Below are 19,316 nucleotides of genomic sequence, written 5' to 3' on the forward strand. Positions count from 1 at the left end.
AATCGGCGCTATCTCGCAGGACCAAACGTCAGGCACAGCCCACTCGCCCGCGGCAGCGTAAGCCGGTACTCACCACCCTCCATTCGCCCCGGGTTTGCAATTGTCGTTATCTCGGCGCTGCGGCTGTCCAGGCCGGGCGCGCGCAGTGCCTGCACCTCGGCTGGCGCGCTCCCATTCGCAACCTTCAGGCGAAGATCTAGGTCGCGCGTGGCGTCCTTGTTGAGCAGCACGATGCGCGTCGCGCCACTGGGCAGCCGGCCGGCATAGCCGGTTGCGTCCACGCCGCCAGCCTGGAGCTGCGAGGTGAGCGTGTCCTGGTAGAGAGTGGCATCGCTGAGCAGGCCGGCAAACTTCAGTCCGTAGGCGACCGGCTCGAGCGTGTACTCCGAGCCAAAGGTCGCGATCGGTGTGTAGAAGGGGTGAGGATGCGTGGCGATCTCCGCTGGGGTCTTGCCCTCCTGCGCGAGCAGCGCATCACCGGGCAACGAGCCTCCGACAGAATTTGCGACGGACTTGCCCGTTCCCCCGTGCAGGTTCACGCCAGAGTAGTTGTTGCTCGCCAGCAGAAGCGCGTAGTCGGCGGCCCACAGCGCGGCGGCGAATACGTCGGACACGCCAGGCTTGCCCCCGCGATAGCAGGTGTTGCCCTCTGTCATCCGCACCCGCACGCCCATGCGGCGGGCGGCGCCGGTCGCCGTATCGGCCGTCCGTTGCACCTTGGCCATGGTCTCTGGTTTGAGCAGGTTGGGGATGCTCACCTCCGGGTTCGTCGCCGGGCCACCGAAGTAGTAGTGGTGCGACAGCGTGGTGAGGTGCGGCGGATTCTTGATCGAAGGCCAGAGATCCGCAATCTGCGGAAGCCAGTCCACCTGCGCCGCAACATCCGGGATGCCGAACTTCGCGTCAGGTACGCGAGCGGCGATCGCCCGTGCAATGCCAAGCCACTCCTCCAGGTACGTTTTCGGCGACCATGTCTTCGGATCACGCAGGTGGCGTGAGAACAGGTCAACCTCGTTGCCGATCTGGAAGTATTGCAGGCGCGAGCCCAGCGTCTTCGCGACGAACACGGCCTCGTCGGCCGCACGCTCCGGTGTATTCGTGCCCATACCGATGCCATACAGGCAGGTCCAGCCGGCGGCTTCGAGGAACGCGGCGAGGTTGCGGACGGCCTCTGGTGTAACCGCGTAGTACTTGGCCTGGGGCTCACCTTCGACCTCACGCGTCTTCGGGTGTTCAGGCTCTGGCGTGGCGGGTGTCGCCTGCCACCAGGCGAACTCGCTGGTGTTGCCGCCCAGCCGCAGCACGCCATTCGTAGCCAGGGCACGGCACTGCTCGATCAACCCGGTGTTCTGCGCTGAGAAAAACGAAGGATCCGTCAGTTGCTGTACTTCGTACGACAGGCCGATGAAGTCTGCCGGCATATGCGGTCCGTTGCCAGGCGCTGGCAGTCTGAGCGAGACCTGCTCGGTCTCGGCCGGAAGTTGGGTTGCGGCAAGTGACAGAGCGGCAGTGGCGAGAAAGGAGCGGCGAGTGATCGTGTCCATGGCGCTAGCCAGTGTACGCGCGAAGCGGCGCTGCCGGAGCGATCAAGGCCGTGTGGTCGCGCCTCCGCCGGAGTACAGCTGAAACGCGCCCCAATAGAGCGGTTTACGAAAGACGCCGCGCGAGTGCAGCATTTTGAGCTTCGCCGCGCGCAGAGCCGCGTCCGGTGGCTCTCCCTGCTGCAGTTGATCGTAGAGGCTGCCCATAAGCTGAGGCGTGGAGACGTCGCTGACATCCCACAACGCGCCGATCACGTTGCTTGCACCAGCACGAAGGAACGCCCAGGACAATCCCACCAATCCCTCACCGGCATAGCTGCGCACGCCGGAGCCCTGGCAGGCCGAGAGCGTCACCAGTTGTGCGTGGATGGGGCGGTTCAGGATCGCGCGCGCATCCAGCCTCTCCGCACTGCCGCCAACCTGCGGCCCGGCAGGAGGCGAAAGGATCACGGCCGATTCGAGCGGCGTGGATTCATTTGCAACCGCATGTGCAACGAAATGGATGTACCTGTATTGCGACGGTGCGGCACCAGCGTAAGCAGCCGGCGTGGCCTGTGCGCCGGTGAGCAGCAATCGAGCCGCTGGCTCGAAGTGCGCGGCTACGTCACGGACCTCTTCGGGCGCATTCGGCAAGGGCGACAAGGTTGCCGCGGTGTACACCGGATTGCCGATCAGCAACAGCTGCTTTGTATCGGCGGCTTTGTCAGCCGACGCGGCCCGGCTCAGCAGATCGAGCGAGGCGGCCTGTGTCAGCGTGACGTCCTCGATCCAATAATGGGTGGGCTGATCCTGCGTCAACAGCGTCTCGAAGTTGAGCCCGGAGAGCGCCTCGTCGGTAAGGACCGCCACGCGGGCGCCGTGCGGCAGCATGCGACGCGCGGGCGCAACCAGCGTGTCATAAAGCGCGCGAGCGGTCGTGTCCTGCTCCCCTGCGAGGTCATGCGCGGCAAGGATGCCGCGTCTGTGCCGCTCCAGCAGAGAGACTATCTCTGCCCGGGCGGGGAGCGTGTAAAGCTGCAGGTGGCCGCCGTCCACGGCCCATAACCAGGAGTGCTGCGAACCGAGCGCATAGACAAGCAGCGTGCTGTGCAGGCGACGCGCGAGGACGCGGGGGTCAATGGCAGGTGTGGCCTGTTTCCCCGCCGCCATGCGGAGTCCTTCCCGCAACGTCTCGGCACGTCCCTGGTCGAGCACATTCAGTGCCTCGCCGTCGCGATGCGCCGCGATCAGCGACTGTACGTAGTCGAGGTACAGATCGCGTCCCGTCGTGAAGAACGGTAACCGCGTGTCATCGCTGTGGAGCGATGCACGCTCGGCAAGGTAGGTGGCGATCGCCCGCCGGTACCACAGGCGAGCCGCGTCGGGGTCGTTTGCCTGCTGCGAAACCTGCGCCAGGCTGTGCTCTGCCTGCGAGCGCAGCGACGGCCACTGGGTGGCATCGTGGTCGATGGCGAGCAGCAGCTTGGTCGCTGACCGGGGATCCCCGCGGGCCGCCAGCCATTGCGCGTGCAGCAAGGAGGCCACCATGGAATCGAAGGTGTTGCCGCGCACTGAGGCAAGTTGGGCGGCCTCGGCGATGGGAGCCGCAGCCGCATTGAGATCGCCTGACTCAAGAAGCAGCGAGGCGAGCGCCACATCGAGATCGCCGATACGCTCGTTGTTCTGGAGGCTCCTGGCGAGCGCCAGTGCGCGGTTGTAGAACGACCGCGCCCGATCCAGGTTTCCGAGGCTGTGCTCGCACATCCCCAGATTGTTCAGCAACTGAACCTCGTCGATGGGGGACCCGATCCGCGCGGCTTCCTCGGCCGCCTGCTCGGTCTTGACTCGTGCCTGCTCCACATCGCCGATCTGGTACGCTGCCCAGCCGCTGTTGCCAAGCGACTTCTCCAGGAATTGCCGGGCACCCATCGATCGGGCCAGTGCAGAGGCCGCGTCTGAGTGCTCAAGCGCATCTTCGAAGTGCTCCTGTTCGAGCGCGACCTTCGAAAGATTCACCTCGGCACGCATCGCGAGGAACGGATCCTTGGCTTCGCGCGCTGCTTCAAGGCCACTGGCGAAGAACTTTTGCGCATCGTTCAAGTGCTCCGTCTCGAACGCGATCGACCCCCTCGCCTGCAGGAGATCCGCACGCACGTTAGGCATCGAATCAGCGCGATTGCGATCGCAGATGGCCTGGGCGGCGGCCACGCTCCGAGTCGCTTCCGCAGTCTTCTCCTGCAGCGCATAGCTGCTGGACAGAAGAATCAAGCGCTGCGCCTCGATCTGGTCTGGCAGACTGCCATAGGTCCAGCCCGTGAGCAGGGCGACCGCATCTGCCGGCTTGCCGCGGTAGAGAGAGACCCGCGCCTGTTCCAGGCGGAAGCGCGCGGCCCACGCTGGCTGCCTGTGCACAAAGGCCGCCTGCGCGCGCTCGGCCTCGGACTGGGCAGCCGCAAGATTTCCGGTAAGGAACAGAATCCGCAGCTCCTGATACTGCTCTTCGGGAGCTGGTATACGGCGACAACCAGCCCCGGCAAGCAGCAGGCAGAGCGCTAGGGAGCTCCAAGCCCATTGGTGTGTGCCGTGCTTACGGTGATCGTTCCATCGCCGATGCAGCCCATCTCGGCTCGCAGCATCGTCAGGCGGTACGTGCCCTGATCGAAGATCAGCTCCCCAAGAATGAGGTCGCCGAAGTCGGGCACGTGCACCACGTGGCCAAAGCTCATGTTGGGCTTTTGCACGGTGACCTGGTTCACCAGAGAGCAAAGCAGATATCCCCGTTCCTCGGATACCTGACCGGAAGCGAGCCACCCATAGCGATACGCTAGCCAGTCCGGCGCACCGGGGGCGTTGGTCATCCTGTTGCAGTGATCTGCTGCTCTGCGCAGCATTTCGGGGTGGCGCGACAAGCATATCGCAGGCTTCCCGGGTTCCTGCTGCACATTCAGCACGTCGAGGTTCACCTCGGCCTCAACCGGAACACCGTTCACGCGCAGGTTAACGAACTGCGATCCGGTGATCGCGACAGTGGGGACGTAGCCCTCCTGCGGATGCCTGGCCGAGAGTTGCGCAACGATCCGATCGGCCGTGACCACTTCCATGATGTTCAGGCCTTCGACTACGGCCGTGACCAGCGTGGTCCAGGGACCGGCCCCGGTCTCATCTGTGCCCGCCACATGTGTGTAGGACGTCGTCGTCGAGACGATGTGGTCGATGCCGAATCCGGCAGTGCGGGCAGTGCTGTAGCCGCCCGCCCCCGAGAGCGAAACCGAGGTCGGCGCTGTGATCATCTGCTGGTAGGGCTGCTTCAGTGTGCCGCCGATGGCGTTGGCGTCCGCGTGGTAGTGGAACACGCGCTGTTTCGTGGTCTTCATTGCTGCTCCCCGGACTAAGATCTAGTAGTGCGTAGCCCTGTCACTCTGGATCGTGATCTGGAAGGGGTACCGCGCTACCTCTGTCTCCGGCCCACCTGCTGCCGATTGCGCGCGAACCACCAGCGTGTTCAGCCCTGCGTGCACCTTGTCCACCGGCACACGCAGCGAGACCGTGTTCTCGACACGCGTGGTCGGCACCGGGATCGTCCACTCGGCCGCTCCTGTTGGCCCAAGCAGTGAACAGAGATAGATCGCCGTGCCCTCTCGGGCAGGGATGTCGACGGCCAGCACGATCGAGCCTGCGCCCGGAGCGACAATCGCGGGAACACCGTCGCCGCGCGCGTTCGCATTTGCGAGCACGAGCGTGTTCAGCAACTCGGGCGAGTCCAGCTGCGCGACCTGCCGATGCAGGTGGGGCAGCAGAACCGTGCTCTGGTACAGCATCACGAGGAGGGCAGCGGCCAGGGCAGGAACGACCACCCAGGGCCCGAACCGCCGGTTGCGCCAGGACGGGCTGGGCGCGGCAGCCGGTTCCTGGACCACGCGCCTGCCGGCGTCGAGAAGCATGCGGCCGGCTGCCAGATCCTCAGCACAAAGGGTGCACTCGAAGTAGTGCTCTTCAAAAGCAGTCCGCGTCTCCTCTGTCATCTCCTCGAGGAGATATCTCTCAACCGCCATCTCGCGGATCGCCTCGTCGTGCGTCATTCCTGCTCCCTTACGTGGATAGTGTCAGCACGAGCGGTTTCGTTTCCGCTGTGTTACAGCCGTCAACGGCGCACTGCTTCGCGTTTGTTGTATTGGTCCCGGAACGATTGCTTGGCGCGGTGCAGCAGGACCCGAATGTAATCGCGGCTCACGCCGAGTTCCCGGCAGACCTCGTCCTTCTCGCGCTCCTGCAGAAACATTGCCTGGAGGACGCGACGGTCCCGGTTGGGCAGTCCGGCCAGCACCTCACGCACCACCTGCACCGTTTCCGCGGTGATGACCTGGGTAAGCGCGTCCGGTCGCGGCTCCACAAAGCGTTCCGGGGCATGCTCGTCAAGCGGCTCGATGCGATCTGCCTTGCGGTACTGCTCCGACACCACGTTGTTGCAGATCGAGTTCACGACCGCGCCGAGGCGATCTGGCTGCCGTAGACCGCCATCACTGCGCAGCAGCGTCAGGCAACGGGCAAAGGTCTCCTGGCAGACATCATCGATGGCCTCGCTCGAATGGAAGCGGGAGCGCAGCTTGAGCCGGATGAGTTCGCGGAAGTACCGGAAGAAATGTGCCTCGGTCTCTTCGTCTCCCGAGCGGAGTCTCTCGACGTAAGCGTGATCAAACGTCTGGAAATCCAAGTGACCCCTGTCCTGAGCCCTTTGCGGAAAGTGCGACAAGTCTACACGTGGCTGTTTGCTGGCCGGGAGGCATTCGGTGACGGGCAATGCCATGCCGGGACGGCGCTACTCCTCACCAGAAAAACTTTGCCTGAAACGAAATCAGCGGCTGGATCACTACATGCACAGAACACGCAAAGTTCGAGGGCCTCGATGCGCAAGGCAGGTTGTTTATGACGCCTGACGCACCGGCTCGCGATCCACCGGAACGCTGCAGTCACTGGAACATCTCCCTGGGACGGTTGGGTATGGAAATCTCCGCAACAGAACGGAATGCTGGCAAAACACCTGTGGTTCCTGCCGCCACCCCGCCGGCACGCATGACGCTGTGCTCGCTTCGCATCGTGCCGGTGCGCAGCCCGCATTTCCAGGAACGGCGCTATGTGGTCGAGGTAAGCACCACCAGTCGGGCGCGCGAACTGCGGGTGTATCGCACGCTCGACCAGTTGCTGAATGCGGTCGAACAACTCGGCCTGCCAGAGATCGTGTTTCGGGATCTCACCAGCCAATTGCTTGAGACCGGCTCGTGCAACCTACTGAACATCCTGATCTGAGCACTTACCGCTGTCTCTGTGGGCGAAGGGGGCCCGGGTTATGTCCGAATCGATGATCGCTCTTCTTGTGACTGCCGCCTGCATCGGTCTGCTGATTGGGTGGGTTCCCTGCATCGACCGGCTCATGCGTTTCCGTCCCACTGGGGCGGAGCGCCGCGAATTCCAGCGTGCACCGCGAGAGCGGGTCATGGTCACGGACGAGGAGGTGCGGCAGCTGCTGCGGCGCAAGCCGTTCCTTCCCTATGCGGACATGGCTGCGACCACCCAGACTATGCGCGATCCCGCCCTGTTCACACCCTCCGAAACCGGTCCGAGACCCACGCGGAGCGATTCGCTCTGATACTCGTCTACCAGCGATAGATCTGCAGCTTGTCGGTGTAGATCGTCTCCGCACCGCTGGTCTTCAGCGCGCCGTCGATCTGGAAGTTCAGGAGCAGGACACCGTGCGCCCAGCCGAGGCTCAGCGCGGAGTTCCCCGTCGCATTCTGAAAGTCGGTGTAGACGCCGTCCACGCCGACCCAGTCGTAGGTCACGTTACCGGCGGCATCACGGTGGCTGGCGATCTGGATATGGCGCCAGGTGTTCGCCGCCCACTTCTGCGGATTGCAGGGGATGTTAGACGCGTACCAGTGCGTGCCGCCGTTCGCGACCTCTGTGTACTCCCAGGTCTTTGAATAGCTTGAGCACTGGGTGCCGAAGATGACCGTCCTGCCGTCGGCCAACACCTGGTTCATATCCATTTCTAAGTTGCCAAGTTGCGCCGGATCGGCGACGTAGACATACGCGTCGTAGATGAAATGCGTGGAAACGGTGTCGTTTGCGAAGGACAGGTGATAGATCTCCCCCCCGTATCCGGAGTAATTCATCGCGTATTGCCGCGCTGCGCCGTCGGGCGAAAGACCGGTGATGGGATAGACGGTAGAACCCTGCGAACTGCCCGGGGTCCCAGGGTCGTGATTCCACTGCCAATTCGGTGAAGCATCGAGAGCGCCGGAGGAGACGGCGTTCGCGGGAATGCGGGACGGTGCGACCGGCGTGACCGGAGGCGGCGCCACCAGCGCGACCGGCAGCGTTTTGCTCGCGCTAGAGTCAGCCGCACTGGTGGCGGTCACCGTGATTGTCGACGGGCTGGGCAGAGTTGGCGGCGGCGTATAGAGGCCAGACCCGGAGATCGCGCCATCCGCCAGCGTGCCACCCTGGACCCCGTTCACACTCCACACCACACTTTTGTTGGTCGAACCGCCCACGGTGGCACTGTACTGGGCCGTCTTGCCCAAGGTAACGCTGGCTGGCCCAGTGAGACTGATCGTGACCGGAACGGGCACCGGGGCGGCTGGTGGGGCTGGCGCTGGAGGAACGAGCACGACCGCGAGACTCTGGGACTTCGAGGAATCGGCAACGCTGGTTGCACCGATCTGCACCGTGCCCGGCTGGGGCAGCGTCTTGGGCGCGGTGTAGACCCCTGCGCTCGTGATGGTGCCGTAAGCTGCTGTGCCACCCTGATTGCCGTTCACCGTCCAGATCAGACCAGGATTCGAGCTGCCGGAGACCACAGCCGTGTACTTGGCTGTGGCGCCAAGCAGAACCGATGTCGATCCGGTGAGGGTGACGGTCACGGGCGGTGGAACAGGGGCCTGCACTGGTGCGGGCGCGACCACTGGCGTGATCAGGGCAACAGCGAGCGTCTGCGCCTTGGTCGCATCGGCGATGCTGGTCGCGGTGATCCGGATCTCCCCGGGCTGTGCCGTGCTCACTGGCGCAACGTAGAGGCCATCGCTGCCGATGGTGCCCACATCGGGACTGCCGCCAGGGATGCCGTTCACGCTCCACTGAACCGTCGTCTCGGATGTGCCAGTTACGTTGGCGGCATATTGCGAGCTGGTGCCCAGCGTCACGCTGGTCGGACCCGAGAGAGTCAGCGCGACCACTGGCGCGGCTATGGGAGGGGCAGCCGGCGCTACCAGGCCGACAGCGATGCTCTGCGACGTACTGCTGTCAGCGTGGCTCGTGGCGGTGATTGCGACGGTGCTTGCGCCCGGTGCAGCCTCGGGCGCTACATAGACGCCGGCTTCATCGATGGTGCCCGCAGCGGCCGAGCCGCCTCTGACTCCGTTGACGCTCCAGGCGACCTGCGTGTCACTGCTGCCGGTCACGGTTGCAGCGTACTGCTGACGAGTACCGAGGGTAACGCTGGCGGGCCCGCTCACCGCAATCGCGACTGAAGCAGTCGTGCTGGTGGTGCTGACGTTGGTCTCGCCAGTGGTCTTGGCTGCGTTCATGACAAGTCCGCAGCCCGACATTGAGAGCGCGAGTGTGGCGCTCAGGAGTGATGCGGCGAGAGTCCGGTGGAAGGAGCGCATGCGCTGTCCTCAGTTCGCAGAGGAATGGGCGAACATAGAGCGCGATCACGCGCACTACCGCAAGACCTGGACTGAGGAGAAAGCGCTACAGGAGACGAACCTCGAGCGTCTAACGCGCTACTGAGGGGCTGATCCGGTAGTCTTTTTGTAATGTGCGGAGTTCCGAAATGGCATTCCACTTCGGTCGCGCAAGATGGCTGGAACGGTATCTTGACGATGTCGGTGTAACTCGGCGTAGAGCTGCAGCAGAGAGGCTGCTGCTATTAGCGCCCTCGCATCGAGACGAGTTACTTAGGTGGCACTTGAGTGAGGACTCTGTCTCGGCCTGTTAGAGAAATGAGCCGCGAACCGGCCTCTGGCACCTCAGTGGCAGGACAAAGCGGGTTCGCCAGGATCGTATGGCGGATCCACCGGGGCGTTATGCGACAAAGCTGGCCGGGGACACAACCCCGGAGGCCGTCCCTGCTCTCTAAGTGGCGGAGCTAAGGTGTCCCTTGCCGCTGAGGCTGGAGCCCGCGGACTTTGCTGAACTGGAGTGACTTTCGTTTTCATGCTGCGCTTCTGCCCTCGTTTTTCGCATTCTTCGCCCGCAAGAGTGTCGCGCCTGGCTGCGCTGGCCAGTGTTGCCGTGACGCTTCTTGCCCTCGCGCCGCGGGCGCTCGCCGTGACGTGCACCACGCAGGCCGAGATGAAGGAGCCGCAGCGGACGGCACTGGTCGCTGCAGCGCGTTCACTAGCCACCAAGACGCAGGCCGGCGATGCGAATGCGGTGCAGGCAGCCACCATTCCCAGCGTGGCGGCACACTTCGACCGGCTCGCGGCCACCATCCAGTCGCTCGCTCCGGACCTGAAGGGCGCGACCCTGAACGTGACCTCAGTCTTTGACCTGGACGGCAAGGATCTGCAGGCGACCGATGACACGGCGCAGTTCTTCTGCGGCGAGGCAGCCAACGGACCGCATGTGATCTTCAACATTCCACGGCTGCCCGCCGGTCACTTCGCCTTTGTGATCGTCGAAGCCACCGGGGTGCCGAAGCCGCAGCGTCTATCCATGCTGCTTGAAGAGAGCGGCACCGCGGGCGCGTCCAACTGGCAGCTCGCGGGTTTCTTCCCGCGACCGCTGCTGGCCGCTGGCCACGATGGTCTGTGGTACTGGGAGAAGGCGCGCGACTACACCAAGGCGGGTCAGCCCTGGACAGCGTTCTTCTACTACCAGACGGCCATCTACCTGCTGTTGCCTGCCGACTTCGTCGACAGCAATCACTTCGACAAGCTGGTGCAGGAGCAGACGACCGCAACACCGCCGGGCCTGCCAGGCAGTCAGCCCATGACCGTGCAGGTGGACGGTACTCCTGTGTCCATCACCAACATTCACACGGACAGCAGCCTTGGCGGCTATGACCTGGTGGTGAACTACGACGCGGCAGACGTCAGCAACCCCGTGGCTGCCCGCGCTCACACGGTGGCGTTGATGAAGTCACTGCTGGCGCTGCACCCGGAGTGGAAGAACGCGTTCCACGGACTCTGGGTCTTTGCGCATGCACCCAATCAGCCGCCCTTCTCTCTCGAACTCGCGATGCCTGACATCGCGACGCAGTCATAATCATGCGGCGCACGTATTTGCTACTGACACTGCTTCCTATGCACTCGACTCACTCCATGCCGGAATCAAACAAGCGCGGCTCTGACCGAACGCGCCGCGCTCTTGCCTCTCTGCTTCTCCTCGCGTTTGCTATTGCTCCCGGGGCAGTTGGGACAGCCCATGCACAGGCCAACACACCGGCTCCGGCTGCGCCGGGTGCTGCTGCGACCACCACCTCGAGTCCTGCGGCCATGCCGCAGCGCGACCTCACCAAGCCCCAGACCCAGCCCAACCTCGCAGTCGATACCGACCCGATCCTCTCGCTCGATCCGGACGTGAAGCAGGCCGCTCCAGAAGCGGTGCAGATCGAAAGGGGCTCCGGCGACAAGGCCGGCGGCCAGAAGCAGGCGCAGGGATTCGTGCTGCGCGCGGACGTCGATGAGGTGCTGCTGAACTGCACGGTGATCGACGACAAGGGCCGGCTGGTGACTAACCTCGATCGCACCGACTTCAAGATCTATGAGGACGGCGCGCCACAGAGCATCAGTTCGTTCCAGCACCACGATGTGCCCGTCTCGCTTGGCATCCTGGTCGACAACTCGGGATCGATGCGCGACAAGCGATCCGCGATCAACGATGCGGCACTGCACCTGGTGCGTGCGTCCAATCCGGCCGACTCTGCCTTCGTTGTGAACTTTTCGGACCAGGCCTACATCGACCAGGAGTTCACGTCCGACATCGGGCAGTTGGAGCGCGGGCTGTCGCACATCGACTCGCGCGGCGGCACGGCCATGTATGACGCTGTCGTTGCATCGGCAAACGAAATGGCGCGACATGCCAAGCAGCAGAAGCAGGTGTTGCTTATCATTACGGACGGCGGCGACAACGCCTCCCGGCTGAACCTGGTGCAGGCAGTCCATCGCGTGCAGAGGCTCGAAGGCCCGGTGGTATACACAATCGGCCTGCTCTACGAAGACCTGACTAAGGAGGAGGAGGCGCGCGCGCGTCACGATCTCGAAACCCTTGCGCTCGAGACGGGCGGTGTCGCGTACTTCCCCAAGTCGCTCGATCAGGTGGATGACATTGCGGCGCAGGTGGCACGCGACATTCGCAACCAGTACACGCTCGGCTACCACTCGACCAAATCAGCCAGCCTGGGCGGCTATCGTACGGTGCATGTCGAAGCCGTGCAGGGCAAACACAGCCGTCTGGTCGTCCGCACCCGCAAGGGCTACTACCCGAAGCAGTTACAGGCATCGCAGACTGCGCAAGCCGCGACGCCGCAGGATCCGGCAGCAGCACAGCCAGCCGCTGCGAATCAACCACCAGCCCCTGCAGCCGCGCAGCCCTCGGCGGCAAAGCAGCCCACACCGCAGCCGTCTCCACATCCGTAGATCTGGAAACAAGAATCGAAACGCAATAAGGGGACGAGAATTCAATCTCGTCCCCCTTGTTGTTTATGTATCTGGCGCGTTACCAGATGCCTTTGTCGCTGCCAGTGACCTTCATGCCGACGAACGCGGCCGTTGCCAGCCAGGGCAGCAGGCCGAGCCGCGCGCTGTTGTTCAGATCGCCCTGCCGAATCAGCCCGCTCAGCTGGGTGCTATAGAGGGCGGCAGACTGCGGCAGGATCGGCACCCGCAGGAAGCCGCGCGCGTAGTAAGCCTCTGCGCCGCCGAATCGTGCAGCCGTGAGCACGGATTGTGGAAGGTCCAGCCCCACGCCGCGGTACTGCTTCACGTAGTCAGACACGATCACGAGATAGGTCGCCGTACCCTCCCAGATGCCCGCTGCACTCGCCGCCTGGTACAAGTCGTCATAGTTGATCGCGCCGGTCTCGATCAGCTCACCGGAATCCACGATGTCGCACAGGCGGAAGTAGAAGTGCCGGTACATGCGCTGCAGAGTCGAGATGAGCAGGCGATCGGAGACGGCGGGGACCCGGAACTCGTGTCCGTCAATCGTCACGGCGCGTGAGCGCTTGCCGATGCCGGCGGCAATGCGGGTCTGCTCGCCCGTCTGACCCAGACGGCCGACGTGAATCTCGACCGCCTCCGGCAGGCCGGGAATGACGAAGTTCCACTTGCGCGCGAGGCGATCGCCCCAGCTGCGCTCGGAGATCTCTGCGCCAAACTTGCTTTGCATCAGCGTAAGCACCTGCTGGGGCGTCGCACTGGTGTACAGGTCGAGATCGCTGCCGAGATCGGGCCAGTGGTCGAGCGACTTGATGACCGTCACCTCATACCCGGCCTCAGCGAAGCCGCGGCAGATGCCGTGCAGGTGGGGTACTGCATTCTGCGTGCGCGCCTGCTCGCGGGCGATCGCCTCGGCAGCCCAGGCGGCGCGTGTCGAGTCTCCCGCGCCGCGCGCCATCGTCTCGAAGACCTCCAGCCCGCGGATGATGACGTGATTCAGATCAGCCAGCGTGGCCAGGTCATCGAACTGCTCGCGCGTGAGGCGGGTGACCGTCGCCTCAAGATCCGCCAATGCGGCCGTGCCGACCACCGGGGGAAAGAGGAGGCGCGAAAGAAGAACCATGGAGTCACGGGTGGGAAATGGTTGAGCAGTCTGGGGCACGAGTGGAGTTCCTTACCTGGAGTGTGGGGGAGCTTGAGGCGTGGAGGCCGGCGGCACAGGCATGCTCGGCGGCGGCGGATTGGGTGTCGAGGCCGGTGGCTCGGCAGGTGGAGCGGTCTCGTCGCGGTGCTTCAATTCGAGCGACTCGGGCGCAGGCGGCTTGAGGTCGGGTGAGCGATCAGCCGCAGGAGCATTCGCATCCACCGGCGTGCCGTCACGATGCTTCAACTGAATGTCTTCGGGGCTCGGCTCGACGCCAGACTGGCGCTGCTCGCGCACGCGGTCGATCTCGCGCCCCACCAGGTCATCGCTGTCGCCAGCCACGGCGAGCAGGTGCTTGCCCTCCGCATCCGGGCGGCTTGCGAGACCAACGCGCGCGTTAGCATTCTCCGCGCTCTGGGCCTTGCGGTAGAAGAAATGCGCAGTCTCCGTGTCGCCATCGCGCTCAGCGACATAGCCGAGATTGTTCAGAGCGAAGGCGCTCTGCGGATCGAGCGAGTAGGCCTTCAGGAAATCCTGCCGCGCCTCGCTCCAGTCATTACGGTTCGTTGCCGACACACCCTTCACATTCAGCAGTGCTGCCTGGGCCTCGGGCGTCGTGGCGCTGCGCAGGCGCTTTTCCAGCTTCTGCGCACTCTGCGCAGCCATTTGATCCACCGGCTTGCCGCGCCAGGAGCGATCGAGCGTGACGACGATGGGCTCGGCGGAGTGCGACGCGGCGGCCGCCTGGTAGCTCTGCAGCGCGCCGTCATAATCGCCAGTGGTCTCCTTCGCAACGCCGAGATTGTTGAGCGTGAACGGATTCTTCGGATCGAGAGCGAGCGCCTTCTGAAGCAGCAGTGTGGCCTCGGTGGCGCGCCCATCCGAGAGCAGATGGATCGCCTCCACGTTCATGTGGTTCACGCGCATCGGCGCATCCTTGAGGTTGCTGACCGCATATTCGATCGGCTTGCCTTCAAGCTGCTTCATGTTCGCGCGATCGATAATGGCGGTGCTGCCCTGCTCCGATGCGAGTTGATAGAACTTGAGTGCGCGGTCGAGCTGTCCCTGCAACTCGGCGATGTAGCCCAGGTTGTTGAGCGTGAACGGATCAGCCGGGTCGTAGAGGTAAGCCTTGAGGAAGAGCGCCTCGGCCTTCTCATACTGCTGGTGGCGTACCGCGTCCACGCCCTCACGGTTGAGCCGCTGCACCATCGTGAGCTCGCTGCGCCGCGGAAGGGTGAAGCGAAGATCGCGCGCCCAGAGTGATGGCGCCACGCCTCCCAACATGGTGAAACCAGCGACAACCGCTGCGACCGCTAACCTTCGTGTACGCCCTGCTACCATCCTCAGTCACACCCTCTCGCAGTGGTTCAGTGCCCGCTCGCGCGAGCTGTCCTACTCAGCTTCTTCAAACGAATACTGCTTGGATGCAGACTCGGGCCTTTGTGGAGCCCCCTAAGTGCGGAACCAAGGGTAACCTTCCACCGCCGTCCCGCATCTCTCTGCGGGCACACACTGACTGGAGTCCTCTCTTCTATGGGTCTATTGCTGACCGTTACTCTGCTGGGCGGCCTTGCGCCTGCCCAGACTTCTGCCGCCACCCACGTTGAGCCGCCCAAGCCGGCCAGAACACACACGCGCCAGGATGACCTTCTTGCTGTTCCGTCCGGCAAGTCAACCGTGATTGGCGGCACCATCGCCGCAGTCGACCCCATCAGCGACCGGCTCACGCTCCGCGTCTACGGCTCGAAGCCCATGAAGGTCTTCTACGACGAGCGGACCGAGATCTATCGCGACGGAGCGAAGGTGAATCTGCGGGATCTTAAACCCAACCTGCGCGCCTCGGTCGAGACCATGCTCGACGGCACCACGGTGTTCGCGCGCAGCATCCACCTGCTGACGCAGGCGCCCGAAGGTGAAGCACGCGGACAGGTGGTGAGCTTCGATGCCGGTACACGGCAGCTCACGATTACAGAAGGGCTGTCACGGCAGTCGCTACGCCTGTCTGTTCCAGCCGAGGCGCACGTCATGCGTGAAGGCCAAGCGGCCACAAACGGCGCGACCAGCGCGACACCGAGCGATCTCGTCAAGGGAGCGCTGATCCGCGCAAGCTTTCGTTCGGACACCAAGGGCGGCGGCATTGCCGACCAGATCGCGATCCTTGCTCTTCCCGGCTCGACACTTACCTTCGAAGGAAACCTGGCTCACCTCGACCTGCACAGCAAAGTGCTGGTGGTAGCAGACGGAGCCGACGACCAGAGCTACAAAATCACCTTCGACCCGGCAAGCTTCCCGATCGCCAAGCAGTTGCATGAAGGCCAGCGCGTGAGGGTTAAAGCGGAGTTCGACGGCAGTGGCTACCAGGCCCGCGACATAGCAATCGAATAGCCACTGCGATTCGAATAGCGCTGCGATTCACGATGAGAGAACAGGCGAGTGCGTGCAGGCTGCACTCGCCTGTTCTGTTTGCGCGGCTACCAGGAACCGTTCTGCGGTGCGGAAACACAACAGCGCGCCGCGAGAGTGACGCGGCGCGCTGCTGATAGGACGAGCGTGGGAGCTACTGCATCGCGTCCGGCTTGCAGGGATCGTAACCCAGGGTTTGCGGCGTCACCGGAGCCGGCGGCGCGGGCGGTGTGGCCCACGGCGTCCCGGTGAAGTCGAAGAAGTCGAGCAGGTCAGGCTGCGCAGCATCGCGGGCCGTGAGTGGCGAGCTGGAGTCGCCAATGAAGCGCTTCTCGACGAAACGGATCACAGCGGTGTGGTCCATCGGGTAGTTGGAGACGTAGTGCTTGCGGGTGAAGGGCGAGATGACCATGTTCGGGACGCGGAAGCCAAGCTGAGCGGCGAAGCCCTGCGTGGCTGCAGCATCGCCCGAGTTGGCGCCCGGTGCGTCCGAACGCAGATCGCAGTTCGTCGTGGCCGGGGTTGTGGCGGGCACACATGGGCGGTAGCTGTCCGGGTTCACGGCAATACCGGAGATATCGGGCGCCGTGGCCTTGAACAGCGGGCTGAAGTCATTGGAGTGACCCGGCACCGGCGGAACGTGATCGTACGGACCGCCGCCCTCGTCATAGGCGAGGAAGAAGACCGAATCCTTCCAGGACGAGCTGCCCATGAGTGAATTGACGATGTTTGCGACCTGGGCCTGTCCGCTCAGAATCGACTGACCGGAGCCCGGGTGCTCGTCGCTCCTGCCGTAACCGGCTTCGATGAAGCCGAAGCTGGGCAACGTGCCGTTCTTCAGATCCGTGAAGTACTGGTCGATCGGCGCAATGTGGTTGGGATCGATACAGAACGAGTTCGAAGTATCGCCTACCGTGCTCGATGGCTTCGTGGAGCCCGTGCACTGCGCGTGGTTCGGATTACCGTACAGATACTGATACGAATACGACAGTGTGGAGAAACTGGTGGCCGGGTAGGCTGCGGTGCCGGTGCAGTCATCCTGGTTTGCGCAGAGCCCGTTGGTCACCGTGTAGTAGATCTTCCACGACACGCCAGCCTTGTCGAGCCGCGCGAAGATGTTGTCGATGTTGAGCTGCGGCAGCTTGTCATCCGAGCCCGGATCGTAGACCAGGCCCTGCGTGGTGCCGCCGGTGAAGGTAGCAATGCGGTTGGGGATGCTCTTGCTCGACATGGGCGAGAACCACCGGTTCGACACGGCGAACTGCGACGCCATGTAGTAGTAGTAGTTCAGGAAGCCCTGGTCGTAGTAGCCCATCACCCGTTGACCGGTGGTGTCGCTGAAGGTGCCCGAGCAGCTCTTGCTCGCGACGCAGCTCTTCGCGAATCCCTCCGCGTCGTGCACGAAGCCGTCCATCAGGATCGGCCGCGACGTAAGGAAGTCGTAGCGGTTCACATCGCCATAGCTTTCCAGCCAGGACGAGCTGACGTCGTCGATGCAGGTCGTCGCAAACTTAAAGGGCTTGTACGACGTGCCCTCGTCCGTCTGATTGCTGATGGTCTGCAGCTTGTCGTCGATGCCGTCGATGTCGTACTCCTTACCGTCGTCGCCGATGCTGAAGCCGTTCGATTTGCGATAGGGGTTCAACATCCCGAAGTAGTTATCAAAAGAGTGATTCTCCTGCAGCATGAAGAGCACGTGATCGACCGACTGGAGGCTTCCGGGAGCGTTGACGGTGACCGTCGCACTCGCCGTCGCATTGCCGCCCGCAGCGGTCGCGGTCGCCGTGTAGGTGGTGGTCGCCTTCGGTGTCACCGACTGGGTTCCGCCACTCGGCTGAAGGGTGTAGCTCGAGCCGTCCGACCCGGCGATCGTGACCTGCGTTGCATTGGTCGCCGTTACGGTGAGGCTGGACGCATTGCCGGAGGTGACCGAGGCGGGGCTCGCCGTGATCGCGACGGTGGCGTGCGCTGCCGCATTCACTGTGACGACAGTGCTTGCCGTCGCGGAGCCGCCCGGGCCGCTCGCCGTTGCCTGGTAGCTCGTCGTCGTGGTCGGGCTGACCGCCTGCGTGCCGCCGGCGCCGGGCAGCGTATAGGTGGTGCCGTCTGTTCCGGTGAGCACGACCTGCGTAGCGTTCGTCGCGGTCACGGTCAAGGTGGTGGAGCTGCCGTCATTGATCGTGCCGGGGTTCGAGGTGATCGTGACCGTGGGTACGGCTGGTGGTGGCGCAGCCGTCACCGTGACGACCGCGGTGGCCATTACGTTGCCGCCGGCTCCAGTGGCGCTCGCCGTGTAGGTCGTCGTGGTGGTAGGAGTGACAATCTGCGTACCGCCATTCGCCGCGATGTTGTAGCTCGACCCATCGGACCCGGTGATCACCAGCTTGGTTGCGTTCGTGGCGGCAACGGTCAGCGTCGAGCTCGTGCCGGCAACGATGGAGGTCGGATTTGCCGTGAGGGTTACGGTGGGGGCAGGTGGCGGGCCCTGTGCGTTGACCGTCACAATGACATTGGCGGAGGCGTTGCCACCCGTACCGGTGGCCTTGGCGGTGTAGGTGGTCGTCGCAGCCGGAGTGACGACCTGTGTGCCGCCGGTGGCCGCCAAAGTATATGTTGTGTTGTCCGAGCCGGTGACGGTCACCTGCGTCGCGTTTGCAGCGGAGATGGTGAGCGTCGACGAGCTGCCGGCATTCACGGTCATCGGAGCAGCAGAGATGGTGACCGTAGGCGCGGTGGGCGCGGGCGTCGACGACACGGTCACCGTGGCGGTTGCGGTGATGCTGCCGCCGGCGCCGGTGGCGGTTGCCGTGTAGGTCGTGGTCGCGGGGGGCGTGACCGATTGCGTGCCGCCAGTGGGAGACAGCGTGTAAGTGCTGCCATCCGAGCCAGTGAGAGCGACCTGCGTGGCATTGGTCGCGGTCACGGTGAGGGTTGAGGCGGCGCCTGGCGCGACCGAGGTGGGATTGGCGACGACAGTGACGGTCGGCGCACCCGCGGAGATTGCGGCAACCGTGACAGTGGTGGTCGCGGTGACCTGTTTACTAGCGCTGGTGGCGGTGGCCGTGTACACGGTGGTCGCCTTGGGAGAGACGCTCTGAGTGCCGCCGCTGGCGGACATGTTGTAGGTCGAGCCGTCCGAGCCGGTGACCATGACGGTGGTCGCCTTGGTTGCCACCACTGTCAGCATGGCGGAGCCGCCGGGCTGGATGCTGGTCGCACTCGTCGAGATGAGCACAGTGGGGACGGTGGTCGGATCCGCTCCCCTGTTCTCTGTGACGCCGCAACCTGCGATGGCCAGAAAGGCCAGGCTCAGCATCAGAACAACGCAGGTGGTTAGATAGCGGTAGGCTCTTGGCACAAGTGCGGTCGCGTTCATCTCTCGTATCCCTCCCAGTCAAGGTGAGCCAAGCGGCTCGAAGTGCAGCAAGGGTGAAACAGCGAGAGGTGACCGGCGCTCCCGTTCATGCGGGCTCGCCCTCGCCTTGTTCTCTCCGCGCCTTAGGCAGCAAGATGCGACGCAGTGCGGATACGTTCGTCTATGGTGTGGAAGCCGACCGTCGCCGACCGCCTTCCACACCCGTTTGT

16 protein-coding genes are annotated in these 19,316 nt (G+C 63.9%); 7 read left to right on the top strand and 9 right to left on the bottom strand.

From position 1 onward, the window contains the following. Positions 1-8: 8 nt before the first annotated feature. Both AC5IJH_RS07460 and AC5IJH_RS07465 read right to left on the bottom strand, forming a co-directional pair. Positions 9-1,544 (bottom strand): hypothetical protein, encoded by a 1,536-nt coding sequence (locus AC5IJH_RS07460; RefSeq protein WP_491902182.1) that lies wholly within the window; start codon positions 1,542-1,544, stop codon positions 9-11. A gap of 42 nt (positions 1,545-1,586) precedes the next feature. Beyond that, positions 1,587-3,932, bottom strand: coding sequence for a CHAT domain-containing protein (locus AC5IJH_RS07465; protein ID WP_491902183.1), 2,346 nt, complete (start codon positions 3,930-3,932; stop codon positions 1,587-1,589). On the opposite strand from AC5IJH_RS07465, the gene AC5IJH_RS07470 reads away from it, so the two are divergent. Further along, positions 3,927-4,076, top strand: a complete 150-nt coding sequence (locus AC5IJH_RS07470) for a hypothetical protein (RefSeq protein WP_491902184.1) — start codon at positions 3,927-3,929, stop codon at positions 4,074-4,076. The genes AC5IJH_RS07465 and AC5IJH_RS07470 overlap by 6 nt on opposite strands. On the opposite strand, the gene AC5IJH_RS07475 is transcribed toward AC5IJH_RS07470, so the two are convergent. The 3 genes from AC5IJH_RS07475 to AC5IJH_RS07485 all read right to left on the bottom strand — a co-directional run bounded on the left by AC5IJH_RS07475 (position 4,073) and on the right by AC5IJH_RS07485 (position 6,231). Beyond that, positions 4,073-4,894: a choice-of-anchor P family protein gene (locus AC5IJH_RS07475; RefSeq protein ID WP_491902185.1), complete on the bottom strand. Its 822-nt coding sequence runs from the start codon at positions 4,892-4,894 to the stop codon at positions 4,073-4,075. The two genes, AC5IJH_RS07470 and AC5IJH_RS07475, sit on opposite strands and share 4 nt — an antisense overlap. A gap of 21 nt (positions 4,895-4,915) precedes the next feature. Next, positions 4,916-5,599 carry an anti-sigma factor gene (locus tag AC5IJH_RS07480; RefSeq protein WP_491902186.1) on the bottom strand — a complete coding sequence of 228 codons (684 nt, stop codon included), beginning with the start codon at positions 5,597-5,599 and terminating at the stop codon, positions 4,916-4,918. A gap of 62 nt (positions 5,600-5,661) precedes the next feature. Next, entirely contained in the window at positions 5,662-6,231 is a 570-nt protein-coding gene (locus AC5IJH_RS07485; RefSeq protein WP_491902187.1) for an RNA polymerase sigma factor, read from the bottom strand. A gap of 287 nt (positions 6,232-6,518) precedes the next feature. On the opposite strand from AC5IJH_RS07485, the gene AC5IJH_RS07490 reads away from it, so the two are divergent. Together AC5IJH_RS07490 and AC5IJH_RS07495 are read left to right on the top strand one after the other, a co-directional pair. Beyond that, positions 6,519-6,824: a hypothetical protein gene (locus AC5IJH_RS07490; protein WP_491902188.1), complete on the top strand. Its 306-nt coding sequence runs from the start codon at positions 6,519-6,521 to the stop codon at positions 6,822-6,824. Positions 6,825-6,864: 40 nt separating this feature from the next. Then, on the top strand, positions 6,865-7,164 hold the full coding sequence (locus AC5IJH_RS07495) for a hypothetical protein (RefSeq protein WP_491902189.1): 300 nt from the start codon (positions 6,865-6,867) through the stop codon (positions 7,162-7,164). 7 nt (positions 7,165-7,171) lie between these two features. Here AC5IJH_RS07495 and AC5IJH_RS07500 read toward each other — a convergent pair whose 3' ends face one another. After that, positions 7,172-9,103, bottom strand: a complete 1,932-nt coding sequence (locus tag AC5IJH_RS07500) for a hypothetical protein (protein ID WP_491902190.1) — start codon at positions 9,101-9,103, stop codon at positions 7,172-7,174. Positions 9,104-9,182: 79 nt separating this feature from the next. Here AC5IJH_RS07500 and AC5IJH_RS07505 point away from each other — a divergent pair, with 79 nt between their 5' ends. From AC5IJH_RS07505 to AC5IJH_RS07515, 3 genes are all read left to right on the top strand, one after another. Continuing rightward, positions 9,183-9,308 (top strand): hypothetical protein, encoded by a 126-nt coding sequence (locus tag AC5IJH_RS07505; RefSeq protein WP_491902191.1) that lies wholly within the window; start codon positions 9,183-9,185, stop codon positions 9,306-9,308. A gap of 504 nt (positions 9,309-9,812) precedes the next feature. Further along, the gene (locus AC5IJH_RS07510; RefSeq protein ID WP_491902192.1) at positions 9,813-10,787 is read left to right on the top strand and encodes a hypothetical protein; all 975 of its coding nucleotides are present in this window, start codon (positions 9,813-9,815) and stop codon (positions 10,785-10,787) included. Positions 10,788-10,843: 56 nt separating this feature from the next. Continuing rightward, complete coding sequence (locus tag AC5IJH_RS07515) at positions 10,844-12,160, top strand: VWA domain-containing protein (protein WP_491902193.1); 1,317 nt, start codon at positions 10,844-10,846, stop codon at positions 12,158-12,160. A 79-nt stretch (positions 12,161-12,239) separates the two neighbouring features. Here AC5IJH_RS07515 and AC5IJH_RS07520 read toward each other — a convergent pair whose 3' ends face one another. After that, positions 12,240-13,304, bottom strand: coding sequence for a hypothetical protein (locus AC5IJH_RS07520; protein WP_491902194.1), 1,065 nt, complete (start codon positions 13,302-13,304; stop codon positions 12,240-12,242). Between the two features lie 51 nt (positions 13,305-13,355). Further along, the gene (locus tag AC5IJH_RS07525; RefSeq protein WP_491902195.1) at positions 13,356-14,600 is read right to left on the bottom strand and encodes a tetratricopeptide repeat protein; all 1,245 of its coding nucleotides are present in this window, start codon (positions 14,598-14,600) and stop codon (positions 13,356-13,358) included. A gap of 261 nt (positions 14,601-14,861) precedes the next feature. Here AC5IJH_RS07525 and AC5IJH_RS07530 point away from each other — a divergent pair, with 261 nt between their 5' ends. Beyond that, a complete protein-coding gene (locus AC5IJH_RS07530) occupies positions 14,862-15,713 on the top strand; it encodes a hypothetical protein (RefSeq protein ID WP_491902196.1) in 852 nt (283 codons plus the stop codon). A 172-nt stretch (positions 15,714-15,885) separates the two neighbouring features. Here the strand turns inward: AC5IJH_RS07530 and AC5IJH_RS07535 are convergent, their stop codons facing one another. Further along, positions 15,886-19,107, bottom strand: a complete 3,222-nt coding sequence (locus AC5IJH_RS07535; protein ID WP_491902197.1) for an alkaline phosphatase family protein — start codon at positions 19,105-19,107, stop codon at positions 15,886-15,888. Between the last annotated feature and the right edge of the window lie 209 nt (positions 19,108-19,316).

Source organism: Candidatus Dedyshia acidiphila, from assembly GCF_051025295.1.
Taxonomy (GTDB): Bacteria; Acidobacteriota; Terriglobia; order Terriglobales; family Acidobacteriaceae; genus KBS-83.

Bases quoted from the DNA above. Each gene is read 5' to 3' on its own strand.
- AC5IJH_RS07460 (WP_491902182.1), bottom strand. From the start codon at position 1,544: ATGGACACGATCACTCGCCGCTCCTTTCTCGCCACTGCCGCTCTGTCA.
- AC5IJH_RS07475 (WP_491902185.1), bottom strand. From the start codon at position 4,894: ATGAAGACCACGAAACAGCGCGTGTTCCACTACCACGCGGACGCCAAC.
- AC5IJH_RS07480 (WP_491902186.1), bottom strand. From the start codon at position 5,599: ATGACGCACGACGAGGCGATCCGCGAGATGGCGGTTGAGAGATATCTC.
- AC5IJH_RS07490 (WP_491902188.1), top strand. From the start codon at position 6,519: ATGGAAATCTCCGCAACAGAACGGAATGCTGGCAAAACACCTGTGGTT.
- AC5IJH_RS07495 (WP_491902189.1), top strand. From the start codon at position 6,865: ATGTCCGAATCGATGATCGCTCTTCTTGTGACTGCCGCCTGCATCGGT.
- AC5IJH_RS07500 (WP_491902190.1), bottom strand. From the start codon at position 9,103: ATGAACGCAGCCAAGACCACTGGCGAGACCAACGTCAGCACCACCAGC.
- AC5IJH_RS07505 (WP_491902191.1), top strand. From the start codon at position 9,183: ATGCGCTGTCCTCAGTTCGCAGAGGAATGGGCGAACATAGAGCGCGAT.
- AC5IJH_RS07515 (WP_491902193.1), top strand. From the start codon at position 10,844: ATGCCGGAATCAAACAAGCGCGGCTCTGACCGAACGCGCCGCGCTCTT.
- AC5IJH_RS07520 (WP_491902194.1), bottom strand. From the start codon at position 13,304: ATGGTTCTTCTTTCGCGCCTCCTCTTTCCCCCGGTGGTCGGCACGGCC.
- AC5IJH_RS07530 (WP_491902196.1), top strand. From the start codon at position 14,862: ATGGGTCTATTGCTGACCGTTACTCTGCTGGGCGGCCTTGCGCCTGCC.
- AC5IJH_RS07535 (WP_491902197.1), bottom strand. From the start codon at position 19,107: ATGAACGCGACCGCACTTGTGCCAAGAGCCTACCGCTATCTAACCACC.